Origin of the sequence: Vibrio sp. Vb1980 (genome assembly GCF_033338615.1) — a bacterium.
Classification (GTDB): Bacteria; Pseudomonadota; Gammaproteobacteria; order Enterobacterales; family Vibrionaceae; genus Vibrio; species Vibrio alginolyticus.
Window position 1 is genome coordinate 190151 of record NZ_JAWOSZ010000002.1, and the last position, 17449, is coordinate 207599.

20 protein-coding genes are annotated in these 17449 nt (G+C 44.6%); 15 read left to right on the top strand and 5 right to left on the bottom strand.

What is annotated here, in order from left to right:
• The first annotated feature begins 82 nt into the window (after positions 1-82).
• Entirely contained in the window at positions 83-349 is a 267-nt protein-coding gene (locus tag R7F64_RS04070) for a DksA/TraR family C4-type zinc finger protein (protein ID WP_005437185.1), read from the top strand.
• Positions 350-418: 69 nt separating this feature from the next.
• Here R7F64_RS04070 and bioA read toward each other — a convergent pair whose 3' ends face one another.
• Positions 419-1699, bottom strand: coding sequence for an adenosylmethionine--8-amino-7-oxononanoate transaminase (gene bioA / locus R7F64_RS04075; protein WP_258457650.1), 1281 nt, complete (start codon positions 1697-1699; stop codon positions 419-421).
• A gap of 130 nt (positions 1700-1829) precedes the next feature.
• Between bioA and bioB the strand changes: the two genes are divergently transcribed.
• The 4 genes from bioB to bioD are packed head-to-tail and all read left to right on the top strand — an operon-like array spanning position 1830 to position 5524.
• On the top strand, positions 1830-2882 hold the full coding sequence (gene bioB / locus R7F64_RS04080; RefSeq protein WP_005378222.1) for a biotin synthase BioB: 1053 nt from the start codon (positions 1830-1832) through the stop codon (positions 2880-2882).
• On the top strand, positions 2869-4020 hold the full coding sequence (gene bioF, locus R7F64_RS04085; RefSeq protein WP_318071478.1) for an 8-amino-7-oxononanoate synthase: 1152 nt from the start codon (positions 2869-2871) through the stop codon (positions 4018-4020). The genes bioB and bioF overlap by 14 nt, the downstream gene beginning before the upstream one ends.
• Entirely contained in the window at positions 4020-4841 is an 822-nt protein-coding gene (gene bioC / locus R7F64_RS04090; protein ID WP_258457648.1) for a malonyl-ACP O-methyltransferase BioC, read from the top strand. Before bioF ends, bioC begins: the two co-directional genes overlap by 1 nt.
• On the top strand, positions 4838-5524 hold the full coding sequence (gene bioD / locus R7F64_RS04095) for a dethiobiotin synthase (protein ID WP_171344577.1): 687 nt from the start codon (positions 4838-4840) through the stop codon (positions 5522-5524). Before bioC ends, bioD begins: the two co-directional genes overlap by 4 nt.
• Before the next feature lie 82 nt (positions 5525-5606).
• Here the strand turns inward: bioD and R7F64_RS04100 are convergent, their stop codons facing one another.
• Complete coding sequence (locus tag R7F64_RS04100; RefSeq protein ID WP_005378215.1) at positions 5607-5774, bottom strand: hypothetical protein; 168 nt, start codon at positions 5772-5774, stop codon at positions 5607-5609.
• A 509-nt stretch (positions 5775-6283) separates the two neighbouring features.
• Between R7F64_RS04100 and htpX the strand changes: the two genes are divergently transcribed.
• The 9 genes from htpX to R7F64_RS04145 all read left to right on the top strand — a co-directional run bounded on the left by htpX (position 6284) and on the right by R7F64_RS04145 (position 13499).
• The gene (gene htpX, locus R7F64_RS04105) at positions 6284-7153 is read left to right on the top strand and encodes a protease HtpX (protein WP_005388085.1); all 870 of its coding nucleotides are present in this window, start codon (positions 6284-6286) and stop codon (positions 7151-7153) included.
• Positions 7154-7362: 209 nt separating this feature from the next.
• Entirely contained in the window at positions 7363-7782 is a 420-nt protein-coding gene (locus tag R7F64_RS04110) for a nuclear transport factor 2 family protein (protein ID WP_005378211.1), read from the top strand.
• Positions 7779-8504: an SDR family oxidoreductase gene (locus R7F64_RS04115; protein ID WP_167415121.1), complete on the top strand. Its 726-nt coding sequence runs from the start codon at positions 7779-7781 to the stop codon at positions 8502-8504. The genes R7F64_RS04110 and R7F64_RS04115 overlap by 4 nt, the downstream gene beginning before the upstream one ends.
• Before the next feature lie 12 nt (positions 8505-8516).
• Positions 8517-9827, top strand: a complete 1311-nt coding sequence (locus R7F64_RS04120) for an NAD(P)/FAD-dependent oxidoreductase (RefSeq protein ID WP_318071479.1) — start codon at positions 8517-8519, stop codon at positions 9825-9827.
• Between the two features lies 1 nt (position 9828).
• Positions 9829-10644, top strand: coding sequence for a DUF1365 domain-containing protein (locus R7F64_RS04125; RefSeq protein ID WP_213891610.1), 816 nt, complete (start codon positions 9829-9831; stop codon positions 10642-10644).
• Positions 10638-11894, top strand: coding sequence for an SAM-dependent methyltransferase (locus R7F64_RS04130; protein WP_017821710.1), 1257 nt, complete (start codon positions 10638-10640; stop codon positions 11892-11894). Before R7F64_RS04125 ends, R7F64_RS04130 begins: the two co-directional genes overlap by 7 nt.
• 6 nt (positions 11895-11900) lie before the next feature.
• Positions 11901-12413 (top strand): DUF2878 domain-containing protein, encoded by a 513-nt coding sequence (locus tag R7F64_RS04135; protein ID WP_158173782.1) that lies wholly within the window; start codon positions 11901-11903, stop codon positions 12411-12413.
• A complete protein-coding gene (locus R7F64_RS04140) occupies positions 12373-12966 on the top strand; it encodes a chalcone isomerase family protein (protein WP_158173783.1) in 594 nt (197 codons plus the stop codon). Before R7F64_RS04135 ends, R7F64_RS04140 begins: the two co-directional genes overlap by 41 nt.
• Positions 12966-13499, top strand: a complete 534-nt coding sequence (locus R7F64_RS04145; RefSeq protein ID WP_137281853.1) for a DUF3833 domain-containing protein — start codon at positions 12966-12968, stop codon at positions 13497-13499. Before R7F64_RS04140 ends, R7F64_RS04145 begins: the two co-directional genes overlap by 1 nt.
• 133 nt (positions 13500-13632) lie before the next feature.
• On the opposite strand, the gene purB is transcribed toward R7F64_RS04145, so the two are convergent.
• From purB to mnmA, 3 genes are all read right to left on the bottom strand, one after another.
• The gene (gene purB, locus R7F64_RS04150; protein ID WP_005378198.1) at positions 13633-15003 is read right to left on the bottom strand and encodes an adenylosuccinate lyase; all 1371 of its coding nucleotides are present in this window, start codon (positions 15001-15003) and stop codon (positions 13633-13635) included.
• Between the two features lie 152 nt (positions 15004-15155).
• Entirely contained in the window at positions 15156-15773 is a 618-nt protein-coding gene (gene hflD, locus R7F64_RS04155) for a high frequency lysogenization protein HflD (protein ID WP_005378194.1), read from the bottom strand.
• 10 nt (positions 15774-15783) lie between these two features.
• Positions 15784-16908: a tRNA 2-thiouridine(34) synthase MnmA gene (gene mnmA, locus R7F64_RS04160; protein WP_005378192.1), complete on the bottom strand. Its 1125-nt coding sequence runs from the start codon at positions 16906-16908 to the stop codon at positions 15784-15786.
• A gap of 188 nt (positions 16909-17096) precedes the next feature.
• Here mnmA and R7F64_RS04165 point away from each other — a divergent pair, with 188 nt between their 5' ends.
• The gene (locus R7F64_RS04165) at positions 17097-17366 is read left to right on the top strand and encodes a hypothetical protein (RefSeq protein WP_005378190.1); all 270 of its coding nucleotides are present in this window, start codon (positions 17097-17099) and stop codon (positions 17364-17366) included.
• Positions 17367-17449 lie beyond the last annotated feature (83 nt).

The window sequence follows — 17449 nt, forward strand, 5'->3', positions numbered from 1 at the left end:
TTATCTTGTTATTTGTAATCGATATAATCATCCACCTTACCACGGTAAGTAGATTTTCTCATTCAAGTAACGAGGAGGGCTTATGGCCGTAGGGTGGGCCAATGACGATAGCGTCAGCCAACAAATTCAAAACACAATAGACGACGAAATTTCCCGTGTTCGTGGCAGTATCACAAAGGGTGAGAGCGCCCATTATTGCGATGAGTGTGGTGATGAGATTCCAGAAGCGCGTCGCCTTGCAATGAAAGGCGTTCGTTTGTGTATCGAATGTCAGTCAACAATCGAATTGGTGTCTCAACGCCAAGCATTGTTCAATCGACGAGCAAGTAAAGACAGTCAACTTCGATAGCTTTACTGCTCTGATAAATAACGAGACGGTTTGAGTCTCATACTCAAACCGTTTTCATGTTGAATTGAACTATGAAGCGAAGCAGTCTTTACGTTGTAACGCAGCATCAATCGCATTCACTAACTTTTCAATATCTTCTGGCTTGCTGATGAACGGCGGCATCATATAAATCAGTTTGCCAAATGGACGAATCCACACTCCGTGTTCAACAAACAAGGCTTGGATGGTTTCCATATTCACAGGGCGATACGTCTCCACGACGCCAATGGCACCTAACCAACGGGTGTTTTTTACCAATTCGTGTTCTTCAAGTTTTGGCAGCAACTCAGAAAACAACGCTTCGATTTGTTGGGTTTGCTGTTGCCAGTTACCTTGTTCAATCAATTCCAAACTTGCAGTGGCAACAGCGCAGGCAAGTGGGTTACCCATAAAGGTTGGACCGTGCATAAAACACCCAGCATCACCACCACAAACGGTATCCGCAACGTGTTTGCTCGCCAGGGTCGCAGAGAGAGTCATGTAGCCGCCAGTGAGTGCTTTCCCAACACACAGAATGTCTGGCTGAATATCTGCATGTTCGCAAGCAAACAACTTACCAGTACGCCCAAATCCGGTTGCGATCTCATCTGCAATCAATAACAAACCGTATTTGTCGCAAAGCCTACGCACGCCTTTGAGAAATTCTGGATGGTAGATACGCATGCCGCCTGCGCCTTGAACGATAGGCTCAAGGATCACTGCAGCAAGTTCTTGATGGTGAGTCTCAATCTTGTGCTCGAAGTTGGTAAGGTCTTCTGGCTTCCATTCATCCCAATAACCACAAGTTGGTGACGCCGCAAAGATATGCTCAGGCAAAAAGCCTTTGTAAAGAGAGTGCATTGAGTTATCAGGATCGGTAACCGACATCGCCGCAAACGTATCGCCGTGATAACCGTGTCGCAAAGTAAGAAACTTCGGTCGGCGTTCACCTTTTGCATGCCAATATTGCAGTGCCATTTTTAAGCTGACTTCTACGGCAACGGAGCCTGAATCGGCAAGGAATACATGTTCAAGATTACTTGGAGCTAGGGACAGTAGCTTCTTACACAAACTGATTGCTGGCTGGTGGGTAATCCCGCCAAACATCACGTGAGAGACTTGATCGATTTGCTGGTGAGCGGCTTGATTTAAGTGCGGATGGTTATAGCCGTGGATCGTCGACCACCAAGAAGACATGCCATCGACAAGCTCAGTGCCATCTTCCAGTTTAATGTGAACACCATTTGCCGATGCCACTGGGTAGCAGGTCAGAGGTGTCAATGTCGAAGTGTAAGGATGCCAGATATGCTGGCGGTCGAAGGCGAGATCCATGTGAGATTCCAATAATAATTGAGATTAAAAAATAGACAGATGTAAACTTTGTTCTTTTGCGTTGTGTTGACAGTTTATCGAGACTCAGTAGACTGTCAACACAACAACAAAAGTGACTAAAGGAATACACGTGGAAGTTCGTCATAACTGGACGCATGCTGAAGTGCGCGATCTCATGGAAAAACCATTCATGGATCTCCTATTCGAAGCGCAGCTTGTACATCGTCAATATCAACAAACCAACCATGTTCAAGTAAGCACGCTTCTGTCGATTAAGACAGGTGCTTGTCCAGAAGATTGTAAGTACTGTCCTCAGAGTGCTCGTTACACCACAGACATCGAAAAAGAGCGTCTGATGGAAGTAGAACGCGTACTCGATGCTGCGCAAAAAGCCAAAAATGCTGGTTCTACTCGATTCTGTATGGGCGCAGCATGGAAAAACCCGAAAGAGCGTGACATGCCACATTTGACCGACATGATCAAAGGCGTGAAAGGCATGGGTTTAGAAACGTGTATGACATTAGGCATGTTGACGCCAGATCAAGCAAAACAATTGGCAACCGCAGGTCTGGATTACTACAACCACAACCTAGATACCTCTCCTGAATTTTACGGCAACATCATTACCACACGTACTTACCAAGATCGTTTAGATACTTTGTCTCACGTTCGTGATGCTGGCATGAAGATCTGTTCCGGTGGCATCATCGGCATGGGTGAAAGTGCCAATGACCGAGCGGGCTTGTTGGTTGAATTGGCGAACTTACCGGTACATCCTGAAAGCGTTCCAATCAACATGCTCGTGAAGGTAAAGGGCACACCACTGGAAGAAGTGGATGATGTTGAGCCATTCGATTTCATTCGCCTGATTGCGATTGCACGAATCATGATGCCTCAATCAGCCGTTCGTTTATCCGCTGGCCGTGAAAACATGAACGAACAAATGCAAGCGCTGTGTTTTATGGCGGGTGCAAACTCCGTCTTCTATGGCTGCAAACTGCTGACCACACCAAACCCTTCTGAAGACAAAGACATGATGTTGTTCAATAAGCTCGGCATTAACAGCCAAGAGGTGTCTCAAAAACCTGATGAAATCGAAGAAAACGAGCTACTAGATCGCGTCGTAGAGCGCGTTGCTGCTCGTCCGACAAAAGACGACCTTTTCTACGATGCCAGCGTTTAAATCTCGAATCGACTCCGCCCTTGCTGAGCGTAAAACGCAAGGGCTGAATCGTTCTATGAATGTGGTGTTTGCCGGTAATCAGTCCGTTTTGGAACACGAAGGTAGACGCTACATTAATTTCTCAAGTAATGATTATTTAGGATTGGCTAATGACCAAGCGCTTGTTCGGGCTTGGCAGCAAGGTTTAAGCGTATATGGTAGTGGCAGTGGAGCATCACCGATGGTGACTGGCTTTAGTGCCGCGCACAGCAATTTAGAAGCCGCACTGACCGAATGGTTGGGTTACAACAGAGCAATTCTGTTTGGTTCTGGATTCAGTGCTAATCAAGCCTTGTTGTTCACCTTGTTGGAAAAATCAGACGTATTGATCCAAGACCGTTTGAACCATGCCTCACTGATGGAAGCGGGGGCGTTGTCACCAGCTAAGATGAAGCGCTTCAAACACAATGACATCGAGCACCTAAAGTCGTTGATTAATAGCGAAGACAACCATCTAGTTGTGACTGAAGGGGTATTCAGCATGGACGGCGACTGTGCGCCGCTCACCGATATAGCTGAAGTCACTCGCAGTAATGATGCTTGGTTTGCTGTCGATGATGCTCATGGTATTGGCGTTCTTGGTCAATCCGGTGGTGGTTCTTGCGAGTTGGCAAAGGTTAAACCTGAGATACTGATCGTTACTTTCGGCAAAGCGTTTGGTATGTCTGGCGCGGCTATTTTATGTGACCACGCAACGGGAGACTTTTTGACTCAGTTTGCTCGTCACCATGTGTATTCCACGGCGATACCACCAGCACAAGCGTATGCGTTGACTCATGCAGTCTCGATGGTTCAAGAGCAGTCTTGGCGACGTGAAAAGCTCTCTGAGCTTAGTGAAGTGTATCGAGATAGTCTTAGCGACCTTGAGGGGTTTGTTGAGACTCAAACTTCGATTAAGCCCTTTTTGATTGGTGAATCTGAATTGGCTTTGCGAGTAGCAGGTGCTTGTCGCCAAAACGGTATTTGGGTTACCGCTATTCGACCACCGACGGTGCCTAAAGGGACGTCTCGTCTTCGAATCACACTCACTGCCAATCACACCAACGAACAAGTTAAAACGCTTTCAATGGCATTGAAGCAAGCATTAGGAGCGCTGTAATGGATAATGCAACTACCGCATTAGCGCAAACGCTCGCGTTAGAGAGTTTCCATCAAGATAAAGACGCGATTGCCTCTTCGTTTGGTAAAGCAGCAGAAACATACGATAAACATGCGGCTTTTCAACGTGATGTCGGGAATCAGCTGCTTGATAAACTTCCTGAAAACTTGACGGGAAAACGTGTATTGGATTTAGGTTGTGGCACGGGTTATTTCTCCCAACTACTTCAACAACGCGGTGCGGAAGTAGTCTGCGGCGATATCTCTCAAGCCATGTTAGATAAAGCAGAGCAGCGTTGTGGTGCAGTACGAATGCACTACCAAGTTGCTGATGCTGAAAACTTACCATTTGACGATGATAGCTTCGATTACGTGTTTTCAAGTTTAGCGCTGCAATGGTGTACAGATTTAAGTTACCCACTAAAAGAAGTGCGCCGCGTGCTAAAAAATGGTGGGAAAGCGTGGTTCTCTACACTGGTTGATGGATCACTGTATGAGCTGCGTGCATCATGGGAAAAAATTGATGCATATCAACACGTCAATAACTTTCTAACGCTCAATCAGGTAAAAATTGCGTTAGCGCAATCTCGATGTGACAGCCATCAACTAGACTTGACCACCATCACAGTTTGGTATGACTCTGCATTTTCAGTTATGCGTGACCTCAAAGGTATAGGTGCAAATCACGTAAGCGGGCGCTCACACGGTTTAACTAGTCGCGAGACTTTGTTAAAAGTTGAGCATGCGTACCAAGCGTTTAAAAACGATCAAGGTCTTCTACCTGCAAGTTATCAGGTTTGTTTTGGAGTAATACATCTATGATTGATGCTTTTTTTATTGCTGGTACGGATACTGATGTTGGAAAGACGGTAGCGTCTAAAGCCATTTTGCAAGCGATCGCTGCAAAAGGACTAAACACTATTGGTTATAAGCCAGTGGCAGCAGGGAGTGACAAGACTGAAGCGGGATGGCGCAACTCTGATGCTTTACACTTACAAGACGCCGCAACACTCGATGTGGCCTATGATGATGTGAACCCATACGCTTTAGAGTTGCCTGCTTCTCCCCACATTGCAGCGAAGCATGAACATGTCGAAATAAGTTACGATGTTCTGAGTCAAAAACTGGCTCAACATAAGCAGCAAGCCGATGTTGTTCTCGTTGAAGGTGCTGGAGGCTGGCGTGTGCCAGTATCCGATACGGACTGTTTATCTACATGGGTAAAAGAAGAGCAGTTACCTGTTGTACTGGTGGTTGGCATTAAATTAGGCTGTTTGAGCCACGCTTTACTCACAGCGGAGAGTATTAAAGCGGATGGTTTGAATCTTGTTGGCTGGGTGGCAAACCGCGTCAACCCAGGCACAGAGCACTACGCTGAAATTATCGAGATGCTAGAAGCACGTATCGATGCACCTAAGCTTGGGGAAATTCCATATATTCCAAGTGCTAAACGCAAAGAGCTAGGCAAGTACATTAATGTAGAGCCGTTGCTAAACACTGACTAATGGTGTTTAGGATAAAAGACTAAAAAACCCAAAGGGCTGCGCAATGCAGCCCTTTCTTGTTGGTGTAACCTAAAAAGTCAGATTACTTATCTTGGCTGAGCCCCATCAATGCTTGTTGTGTTTCTGCAACACGCTGAGACATATGATGATCGGTTGAAATACCAAGTTGTTGCTTTGCCTCGTCCTCTGAGATGCCTAGGTGACAACGTAGTAAATCAATAGCCATTTGATAGTCGTTAGTTTCTACCATGGTTTTTCCCTCAATACATGGAGTTTTTGAGCTCACCCAATGCACTTTTTGCAATGTACTTAGAGTGGCTCTGTTTTGTTCATCTCATTTGAATTTAGCATGTCCATGTAGCCGCACAATAAGACCAAAGTCTATAGCAGAGCTAACGTACTGTTTTTGGTCTATTAAAAAATTTCTAGCTAAGTTGCTAAGAGGTGATAGATTTAACACCAAGATCATCTATCAATAGATGATGAGTAGCTCAGAGCTTATTTTATCATTTTGATAAATGTATATGAACGGAGGTTCCAGCTCCTACCAAAGCATGTTTTGAAATCGCTTGAATCAAATATTTCAGTCCCGAAAACAAATGTTGCAATTTATTGCTTAACCTTGTTTTTATCGCGGATAGACTATATCTATAACGCACGGAACATGAAAATCAACGGAATTGGCTTTTATAGCGATTACCATTTGTTCCTTATAACAATCCGTTTTAAAAAAACGATAAGCTTCCTCGGAGAAAAGTAATGAAGCGAATTATGTTATTCCTAGCAACTAACCTAGCTGTCGTGCTAGTGCTTAGTGTTGTTCTGAATATTGTTTACGCTGTAACTGGAATGCAACCAGGCAGTCTGTCAGGTTTACTTGTAATGGCTGCTGTATTTGGTTTTGGTGGCGCATTTATTTCGTTGATGATGTCAAAGGGTATGGCGCTACGCTCGGTTGGTGGTATGGTCATTGAAAGCCCGCGCAACGAAACGGAGCATTGGTTAGTCGAAACTGTGGGTCGTCAAGCCCAACAAGTGGGTATTGGTATGCCAACGGTGGCTATTTATGATTCACCAGATATCAATGCATTTGCGACAGGTGCAAAACGAGATGACTCTCTTGTCGCAGTTTCTACTGGTCTTTTACACAATATGACTCGTGATGAGGCAGAGGCAGTACTTGCACACGAAGTGAGCCATATTGCAAATGGTGATATGGTCACAATGACGTTGATGCAAGGTGTCGTGAACACGTTTGTTATCTTCCTATCACGCTTTATTGCCAATATCGTGGCATCGAACGATGATGAAGAAGGCCAAGGTACAAATATGATGGTTTACTTTGGCGTATCCATGGTGCTTGAACTGGTATTTGGTTTCCTAGCTAGCTTCTTGACTATGTGGTACAGCCGTCATCGCGAATTCCACGCGGACGCAGGTGCTGCGCGCCTCGTTGGCAAAGAAAAAATGATTGCGGCTCTAGAGCGTTTGAAGGTGAGTCATGAATCTCAACTGGATGGCACCATGATGGCATTTGGTATCAACGGCAAGCAGTCGCTGACTGAGCTACTAATGAGCCACCCTCCGCTAGATAAACGTATTGCAGCGTTGCGAGGCCAGCAATACTAACTGTGTCTACTTAAATAATTGTTAATTTGCTGAAAAGGCTTGGTTTTGACCAAGCCTTTTTTTTCGCCGATTGATCGCGTGCGAACTTCATCACGTACTACTTACAGAAATAAAGTTATACAAAATTATTTTTGTACAACTTTGGTGGAATGAACTATCTTGTACATATAATAATTTTGTACAACTTAATGGGCGTGTAGGAGTAAAAAATGGACATACAGTCTGTTGGCAATATCTATCAAAAGCTCAACAAAGCGAACTTACATCTGCTTAAGGATATATATCACCAGGATGTAGTATTTGAGGACGCAGCGCATCGTTTAGAAGGATGGCCAGCACTTTCGGATTATTTCACCTCATTATATGCCAACGTCATCAGTTGTGATTTTGTAATCCATGAGCATCAACAAGTCGGAGATACAGGCTTCCTAACTTGGACAATGGACCTTCAGCATCCCAAACTTCAGAAGGGTGCGCCTATTCTCGTCAATGGTGTTTCGCACCTCAAATTTAGCGAAGGTCAGGTCATTTATCACCGAGACTATTTTGATCTCGGAGAGATGCTCTATGAGCATTTACCGTTACTTGGTTCAGTCGTTAAAACCATCAAGCAGAGGTTAGGACAATGAACAACACCATCTTAATCACAGGCGCCACCTCCGGAATAGGAAGACAGCTTGCCCTAGATTATGCGAACTCAGAATGGAATGTGATTGCTTGTGGTCGGAATCAAGATGTTCTTGCAGAATTGGAGGCAGTTTCCTCCAAAATTCATACATTGCAGTTTGATGTGACAAATTATGAGGAAACTCAGCAGGCGCTCTCTAATTTGCCCTTTACGCCAAACACATGGGTTTTTAACGCAGGCGATTGTGAGTACATGGATGAGGGAGTGGTCGACGCGAAACTCATGGCGCGTGTGATGAGCGTAAATGTTGTCGGTGTTGCTAACTGCGTCGAAGGCTGCCAAGTGCATTTAGAGAGAGGGCACCGCATTGTTATTGTTGGCTCTATCGCATCAGAAGTGGCACTGCCTCGTGCTGAAGCTTACGGCGCATCCAAAGCGGCAGTCAGTTATTTTGCACGCACGCTCGCCGTCGACTTGAAAAAGAAAGGGATCAAAGTGGTAACGGTGTTTCCTGGTTTTGTTGAAACGCCGTTGACTGACAAAAACGACTTCGAAATGCCAATGATCATTTCTACTCAGCAAGCGTCGGACTCTATCAGGAAGCAGTTAGCCGCCAACAAGACCTATATCTATTTCCCAGCGAGATTTACCAGTATTTTACGTTTTATCTCGTTACTTCCATACAGTTGGCAAGCTCGCCTAACTGCTAAACTCGTATCATAAGAAGGAATAAAAATGAAAACAGCAGGAAGAAAGAAGGTAGCGATTGTGGGAACGGGAATCTCTGGCCTTACTTGCGGTTATTACTTGCATAAAGAACATGATGTAACGCTGTTTGAAGCGAACGATTACATCGGTGGCCATACTGCAACCGTTGATGTGAGCCTTGATGGTAGAGAATACGCGATAGACACTGGGTTCATCGTCTATAACGATCGTACGTACCCTAATTTCATTAAAATGATGAGCGAGATTGGCGTTGAAGGTCTGCCGACTCAAATGAGCTTCAGTGTCAGAAACGATGGGAACGGACTAGAGTACAACGGCCACACAGTGTCGACATTGTTTGCTCAAAAACGTAACTGGGCAAACCCTAAATTTTATCGATTTATCTTCGAGATACTTCGTTTCAATAAACTTGCCAAGCGCTTCGCTAGCGAGCAATCTTCGCACTCTCAGACGTTAGGTGAGTTCCTTGACGAACACAAATTCAGTGCTTTCTTTACCGATAACTACATTTTACCGATGGGTGCTGCGATTTGGTCGTCGACTTTAGCTGACATGCGCGCATTCCCTCTTATGTTCTTCTTACGTTTCTTCCTCAACCACGGTCTGCTAGATGTGACTAACCGACCGCAATGGTATGTGATTAAAGGTGGTTCACGTTCATACATTCCACCATTGACCAAAGGCTTTGCCGAGAATATTCGTCTTAATAGTCCTGTCGAAAAAGTGGTTCGCAACGAAAAAGGGGTTGGCGTTCAAGTTCGCGGAGAAACGCATTGGTTTGATGACGTTATCTTTGCTTGTCACAGTGAGCAAGCAATGAGAATGCTAGAGGATATCAGCTCAATTGAGCAGGAAATCTTGGGGGATATGACATACCAAGCAAATGAAGTTGTTCTTCATACCGACTCTGCCGTATTACCAAAACGTAAGGCAGCATGGGCATCATGGAACTACCTATTGGAAGGCAGTGAAGAGGAACAGCAACGCCTCCCTTCGCTCACTTATAACATGAACATTCTTCAGCATATTCAATCAGAACATACGTTTTGTGTAACGTTGAACAGTACTGAGCAAATTAACTCAAATAAAGTCTTGCGTTCGTTCACTTATCATCATCCAGTATTCACCACTGAGTCTATTGCAGCGCAGCAGCGCAAAGATGAGATACAGGGCAAACAAAGTACCTGGTTCTGCGGCGCTTATTGGTACAACGGTTTTCATGAAGATGGCGTGCGTAGCGCGCTTGATGTTGTGAAAGAACTAGAAGAAAAGTACCGCGAACAAAATGTGGTTCCTTTCGAAAAAGGCGCAGCGTGATATGGATAGCCAAATGAACAGCCGATTGTTTATAGGCAACGTTCGTCACCGTCGATTCACGCCTGTGAATCATGAGTTGAACTACTCTTTATTTATGCCCGCCATCGATGTAGACGAGCTCGATGCTTTAGAGAAAAAAGTATGGGGTTTTGGTTCGCGTTGGTGGCATTGGGCTCGCTTCAAGCGCAGTGATTACATTGGTGAAGGTAGCGTCAAGGCGGCAGTGCACAGCAAAATTGAAGAACTGACAGGTGTTCGCTGTACCGGCAAGGTAATCGCAGTCTGTCACTTGCGTTATCTAGGACTTTATTTCAGTCCCGTTAATTTCTACTACGTTTATAACACGGAAGGAGAATGGAAGTATCTCCTCGCAGAGGTGAGTAACACTCCTTGGAATGAACGACATTACTACGTGGTGTCAGCAGATAAAGAAGAAAAGTTTGGTTGGGAACAAGATAAAGCATTCCATGTTTCACCATTCAACCCGATTGACCAACTCTACCGCTGGAGAATTAAGCCTTTGACAGACAAGTTGAATATTCATCTTGAATGTCACAAAGGAGAGAAACACTTTGATGCCACCATGGTTATGAAAGCTAAGCCACTTTCAAGCAAAACCTTATTGAGGTGTTTGATCGTTACACCAATACAAACGGTAAAAGTAATGGTTGGTATTTATTGGCACGCATTAAAACTTTGGGTGAAAGGCGCACCTTTTTATTCTCATCCTAAATATTCAACGCATGAAGAAATAGAAGCCGATATTGAAAAAACAGACAAAAAAAATAAAAAGCACAAGGAGAATTCTGCATGTTAAATACTAGTTCTATGACATTGCCGCGTAAATTGACGACAACGCAAAAAGCGGCTCGCGGAGTTATTTTTCAATGTCTGCAAAAAATGGAAATCGGCTGCTTAACCGTTATTGAAAGTTTTAAGACGGAAACGACAGAGCGAAGCGAGCGTTTTAGTGCGCCAAATGGGGAGTACAGTGGTCAACCTGTTGTCGCTACTATAGAGGTAAAACATCCAGGCTTTTATTCACGGATCTTGCAGGGCGGCAGTATTGCTGCTGGTGAGGCTTATATGGATGGGTGGTGGGATAGCCCCGATTTAACCTCATTAATGAAACTGATGGCCCTTAACATGCGTGCTCTAGATAAACTCGAAGAGCAAGGCAGTTGGTTGACTAAAATACTGTACAAGTTCAGTCATTGGTCAAACAGAAACTCTGAAGAGAACTCACGTAAAAATATCCATGCGCATTACGACTTGGGTAACAACCTATACGAAGCGTTCCTTGACACCAATATGCTGTACTCGTCGGCGCTTTACAATCATGCGGATGACTCTCTAGAGCAGGCTCAAATCAACAAAATGGATCGTCTATGTCAGCAACTTGAGCTGAAGCCCACTGATCATGTTGTTGAAATTGGCACTGGGTGGGGCGCTATGGCGATTTACATGGCAGAACAATACGGTTGTCAGGTCACCACAACAACGATATCTGAAGAGCAACACGCGTACGCGGAGCAAAAAATCAAAGAGCGTGGCTTAGAAGACAAAATCACTCTACTCAAAGAAGATTACCGAAACCTAACCGGAACTTATGACAAGCTCGTTTCTATTGAAATGATTGAAGCTGTGGGCAAACAATTCCTGCCTTCGTACATTAAGGTCTGTGAGTCTTTATTAAAGTCCGGTGGCTTGATGGCGATTCAAGCGATTACGATTGCCGATCAGCGTTACGATTACTACAGTAACAACGTCGACTTTATCCAAAAGTACATTTTCCCGGGTGGTTTTTTACCGTCGGTAACCTCACTAACCCAAGCCACAACAAAATACAGTGACTTAGTGACGCGAGACTTGTTCGATATTGGTTTGGACTACGCCAAGACGCTGAACGAATGGCACTTACGTTTTAATCGAGCAGAGAATGAAGTGCGCTCGTTTGGCTACGACGACCGCTTTGTGCGTATGTGGCGCTACTATTTGAGCTACTGTGAAGGTGGCTTTTTGGCTCGCACGATCAGTGCCGTTCACATGACGTTTCAACGCCCGTAGTTCGTTATGAAGGTGTTTCTTGCTTCGACATGGTTCCAACTCTGCTGGTTTGCAGCGGTGCTTGGAACCTATCAATGGCAATGGGTGACGTTATTCCTTACTTTGGCAACCCTACTATATTGTTTGAAAACTGACGCATCTTCGCTCAAAAGTATTGGTGTTATCGCCACGATTGGTCTCGTGCTTGATACATTAAATCAGCAATTTTCAATTTTCATGTTTGCCACTCAATGGTTACCCCTTTGGCTTTTGTGCCTTTGGATTCTGTTCGCCTGGTATGCCTATCAACTCAAGTCAATTTTGTACCGTTTCCCAAAAACCTACGTATCAATAGTAGGCGGTATCGGAGGAACAGCGAGCTACTTTGCTGGCTATAAGCTCCAAGCCGTTGAATTTGGATTTAGCACTGGCGCTACACTGGCAATGTTGTTTGTCGAATGGTGCGTCATGATGCTCTTGATACTCAAGGTGTACGGAAATGGAAAGCTTGAAGAGAGACTTAACTCAGAGACTGACTAGGCTGCTTGCGTTGGTAATAGTAACTGGCTCTTTTGCTCTGCAAGCTCAACCTGTTGGAAATAGCGAAGCTGCCAGCAACATTGCGAATTGGAAGGGATGGAAAACTGTTGGAGAAGCCCAACTTACTTGGTTCATCTTCGATATTTATCACTCAAGATTAAAAGCGCCTGATGGAAAGTTCATCGTAAGCGATGACGTATCGCCACATCCCCTTGCGTTGGAAATTAATTACAAGAGAGACATCAGTAAGCAACAGCTGCTTGATGTGACGGATGAGCAGTGGGCGAAATTGGGTTTTACGGACTCATATCGAAAAGCTTGGATCAGCGAGCTCGATCGTATGTTTCCTGATATTCAAAAAGGTGACGAGCTTACTTATCTAACAGATGGAAAATCTGGTCAGCTGTTTTATAAGCAGGTTGGGGACGTGCAAGTAAAGAACGTTGGCATCATTGAAGACGAACGAATGAACGATGCATTTTTGGCTATATGGTTATCACCCAACACAGAATTCCCGAAACTCCGAAAACAATTGATAGGGCAGGTTAGATAGTGTTTAAACGAATTTTTAAAGCAGCGACTTTAGTGGCAGCTGTTTTTCTTTCGGCATGTTCCGCAGACATTGATAATTACCGCTCTTCTACACCGACTTTTGACGTATTCGGTTATTTCGAAGGCGACATAAAGGCGTGGGGGATGGTGCAAGATTATACCGGACAGCAAACGCGTCGCTTTGAGGTCGATATAGTGGGTACTGTAGCGGGTGATACGCTGACGCTGGTGGAAGACTTCGTGTTTGATGACGGAGAGGTGGACCAGCGAATTTGGGTTATCACTAGATTAGAAGACGGTCGTTATGAAGGTAAGGCAGACGATATTATAGGTGTAGCAACAGGGGAAGAGCAGGGCAATGCGCTACAGTGGCAATATGACTTTGAGCTACAAATGGAGGATTCATCAGTGACAGTTGCTTTTGATGATTGGCTTTATCGTCAGGATGACAGACACGTTTTCAATCTAACGAAAATAAAAAAGTTTGGTGTGGAAGTAGGAACAATAACCTTGTTCTTCCAAAAGCAGCCATAACAAATGGGGCTGATCTTCAATTAATAATCCATTCCATATAACTAAAATTATTTTCTCCCGACCTAACTCTCCTAACTAAAAAAGGTTGACGCTTTCGCGTCAACCTTTTAGGTATCTGGTCGTTACAGGAGGATTACAGCTTATCTGTCAGCTCGATTGCTTGACCGATATAGTTCGCTGGCGTCATCTCTTTCAGACGTGCTTTCTCGTGCTCAGGAAGCTCAAGACCGTCGATGAAGTTACGCATTGCTTCGCCGTCTACACGCTTACCACGAGTTAGCTCTTTCAGCTTCTCGTATGGCTTCTCGATGCCGTAACGACGCATAACGGTTTGTACTGGCTCAGCTAGTACTTCCCAGTTCTTGTCTAATTCAGCAAGAAGCGCTTCACGGTTTACTTCTAGCTTGCTGATGCCTTTAAGCGTAGAAGTGTAAGCGATGATAGCGTAGCCAACACCAACACCAAGGTTACGTAGAACCGTTGAGTCAGTTAGGTCACGTTGCCAACGAGAGATAGGCAGTTTCTGTGCTAGGTGGCCGAATACAGCGTTCGCAAGACCTAGGTTACCTTCTGAGTTTTCAAAGTCGATTGGGTTAACTTTGTGAGGCATTGTTGAAGAACCGATCTCACCAGCAATAGTTTTTTGCTTGAAGTGGCCTAGTGCAATGTAACCCCAAACGTCACGGTCGAAGTCAATCAGGATAGTGTTGAAACGAGCGATAGCGTCGAACAGCTCAGCGATGTAATCGTGCGGTTCGATTTGAGTTGTGTAAGGGTTCCAAGTTACGCCTAGAGACTCTGTGATGAACTCTTCAGAGAACTTGTGCCAATCTAGCTCTGGGTAAGCAGAAAGGTGTGCATTGTAGTTACCTACTGCACCGTTGATTTTCGCTAGGATCTCAACGTTTTCGATTTGCTTGAATTGACGCTCCATACGGTACGCCACGTTTGCCATTTCTTTACCCATAGTAGATGGAGAAGCAGGCTGACCGTGTGTACGAGATAGAAGAGGAATGTCGCGGTATTCCACTGCTAGTGCTTTGATAGCGTCGATTAGGTTACGGATTTCTGGAAGAATCACGTTCTCACGAGCTTCTTTAAGCATTAGAGCGTGTGATGTGTTGTTGATGTCTTCAGAAGTACATGCGAAGTGGAAGAACTCGTTTACTGCGTGCAGTTCAGGAACGTCTGCTACTTTCTCTTTTAGGAAGTACTCAACCGCTTTTACGTCGTGGTTAGTTGTACGCTCGATCTCTTTGATACGGCGTGCATCTTCTTCAGAGAAGTTTGCAGCAAGGTCGTCTAGGAATTGGTTTGCTTCTGCGCTAAACGCTGGCACTTCTGCAATTTCAGCAGTAGCAGCAAGCTTTTGTAGCCAGCGGATTTCAACGATAGTACGGTACTTTAGTAGACCGTATTCACTGAAAATTTCGCGTAACGCAATTGTCTTGCTTCCGTAACGGCCGTCTACTGGTGAAACAGCAGTCAATGCTGACAGTTCCATGATGTTCTCCTGAATTGGGTTTCTAAATTTCGTGAGCTTTATACCAATAACTGTGGCAATTGTCACGAATATCGCGCAAACGTTTGCGCGATATTTGTTTTAGTCGAAAAAATGAGCTCGCGATAAACGCGAGCTGCTTATTTGATATTTTACTACAGACGAGCAAGAAGGATTTGTGCTTGCTCTACCATCTTCTTGCGCCCGAAGATTAGGTGGCGACGCTTACCACCAACTTGACGCCAAAGAACTGCACTACGAATGCCAGATAACAACAGCGCACGAACTTTGTGTTGGCTTGCCGTCTGCTGCAGTACAGATGGCGTGCCCGTTACTTGAATGCGTGGGCCAATAGGGCTAACGACATCCAGATAGATGCTCGCTAAATTGCTGATCATTTGATCGTCTAGTAGCTCAAAGTGCTCTGACTGACGCTTGGCCATTTGAATACGATCACCAAGCTGAGACATAGCATCGTTACGAGAGCTTAACTTACGCTCTAACGCCATTAAACTAATAATGTAACGAGTAATTTCACTGCCTGATGGTGTGCTATCAATCCCTTTAACCAAGCATTCTAGGCCGAGCTTTAGATCGGCTTCGCGACCGAATACGCCAACTGTGTTAGCAGGGTTCGTGCTCAAAATAGCGTTGATTGATGTTTCAAAAGCATCTTGATCACAATGTCCGTTTCTCGCTACCTGTTGAACTAAAGCAACAGCTTGGCAAATCCCAGCGAAAGCGATAGTACGGTCATAAAGTGTATTCGCCACGTAACGACTCCTAAGCTTGAGAATATTTAATGCGTTGCTCGATGATGCCGCCACCTAGGCACACGTCACCTTTGTAGAACACTGCTGATTGACCTGGAGTTACAGCAATTTGTGGCTCGTCAAAGATAACTTTAATGTTTTCATCATCGATAGGGATGATTGTACAAGGAATATCTTCCTGACGGTAACGAGTTTTCACTGTGCACTTCATAACATCGCGAATTGGCTCACGATCTACCCAGTGAAGTTGTGATGCAAGTAGACCTTCTGATTTCAACATTGGATGGTCTTTACCTTGAACAGCAATCAAAACGTTACGTTCTAGATCTTTCTCACCAACGAACCATGGGTCCTCGTTACCACCGCCGCCTTTACGGCCACCGATGTGTAGACCTTTACGCTGACCAAGTGTGTGGTACATCAGGCCTTGGTGTTGACCAATCACTTCGCCTTCTGGAGTCTCGATATTACCAGGCTGAGCTGGAAGGTAGCGACCTAGGAATTCCGTAAACTTGCGTTCACCGATGAAACAAATACCAGTTGAATCTTTCTTCTTAGCAGTAATTAGGTCTTGCTCTTCCGCAATGCGGCGTACTTCTGGTTTCTCTAGGTCACCAACAGGGAATAGGCTACGTGCGATTTGCTCGTTGCTTAATGTGTACAGGAAGTAGCTTTGATCTTTGTTGCCATCTAGACCACGTAACATTTGTGGTTTTTCACCGTTTTCTGGGAAAGAGCGACGCACATAGTGGCCCATTGCAATGTAATCAGCATCAAGTACTTCATCAGCGAATTCTAGGAATGCTTTGAACTTGATTTCTTTGTTACAAAGAATGTCAGGGTTCGGAGTACGGCCAGCTTTGTATTCAGCAAGGAAGTACTCAAATACGTTATCCCAGTATTCGGCAGCAAAGTTGATAGTGTGTAGGTGGATGCCTAGCTTGTCACATACTGCCTGAGCGTCAGCAAGATCTTCTGCCGCTGTACAATATTCTTCGTTGTCATCTTCTTCCCAGTTCTTCATGAAAAGGCCTTCTACTTGGTAGCCTTGCTGCTTTAGAAGATACGCGGAAACAGATGAATCAACGCCGCCGGACATACCGACGATGACTTTCTTTTGGCTGTTATCAGACATTACTAAACACCACTTAAATAAACGGGATGCAGATTCTATCAGAATCCACAGACCGGTGACAGATCCGAGATCGAAATCACAATTCGTTTCGCTGGATTTTTCTTCAACAAAGATTCGAACGAGTAATTTCGCAAGTATAGAAGAGGTATATATGGCATAGTTGGCCAAAATCCAAGAGGAAACACCAAATGACAGAAGAAAACCAATTTATGCAAGAAAGTGAGTTGATTGAAATTGTTGAAAATCAGCTCGAAGATGGCAACCCGCTTAAAGTAAAAGAAACCCTTATGCGTTTAATGATGACTGGCACACCACGTGAAGATGCGGTTGCGATGATGGCATGTGCGATGTCAATTGAGATTTTTGATGTAATGAAGAATGAAGGTGAGTTCAACCTAAAGCGTTATAGCGAGCACCTTGAGCAACTACCAGATCTCAGCTTTATGGAAGGTGAATAAGCCACCTAAAAGAAAAAAGCTGTCAGCAAACGTTTGCTATAATCGCTTTTATTGCTGCTTTATTATTAGCGGTATAGAATCCG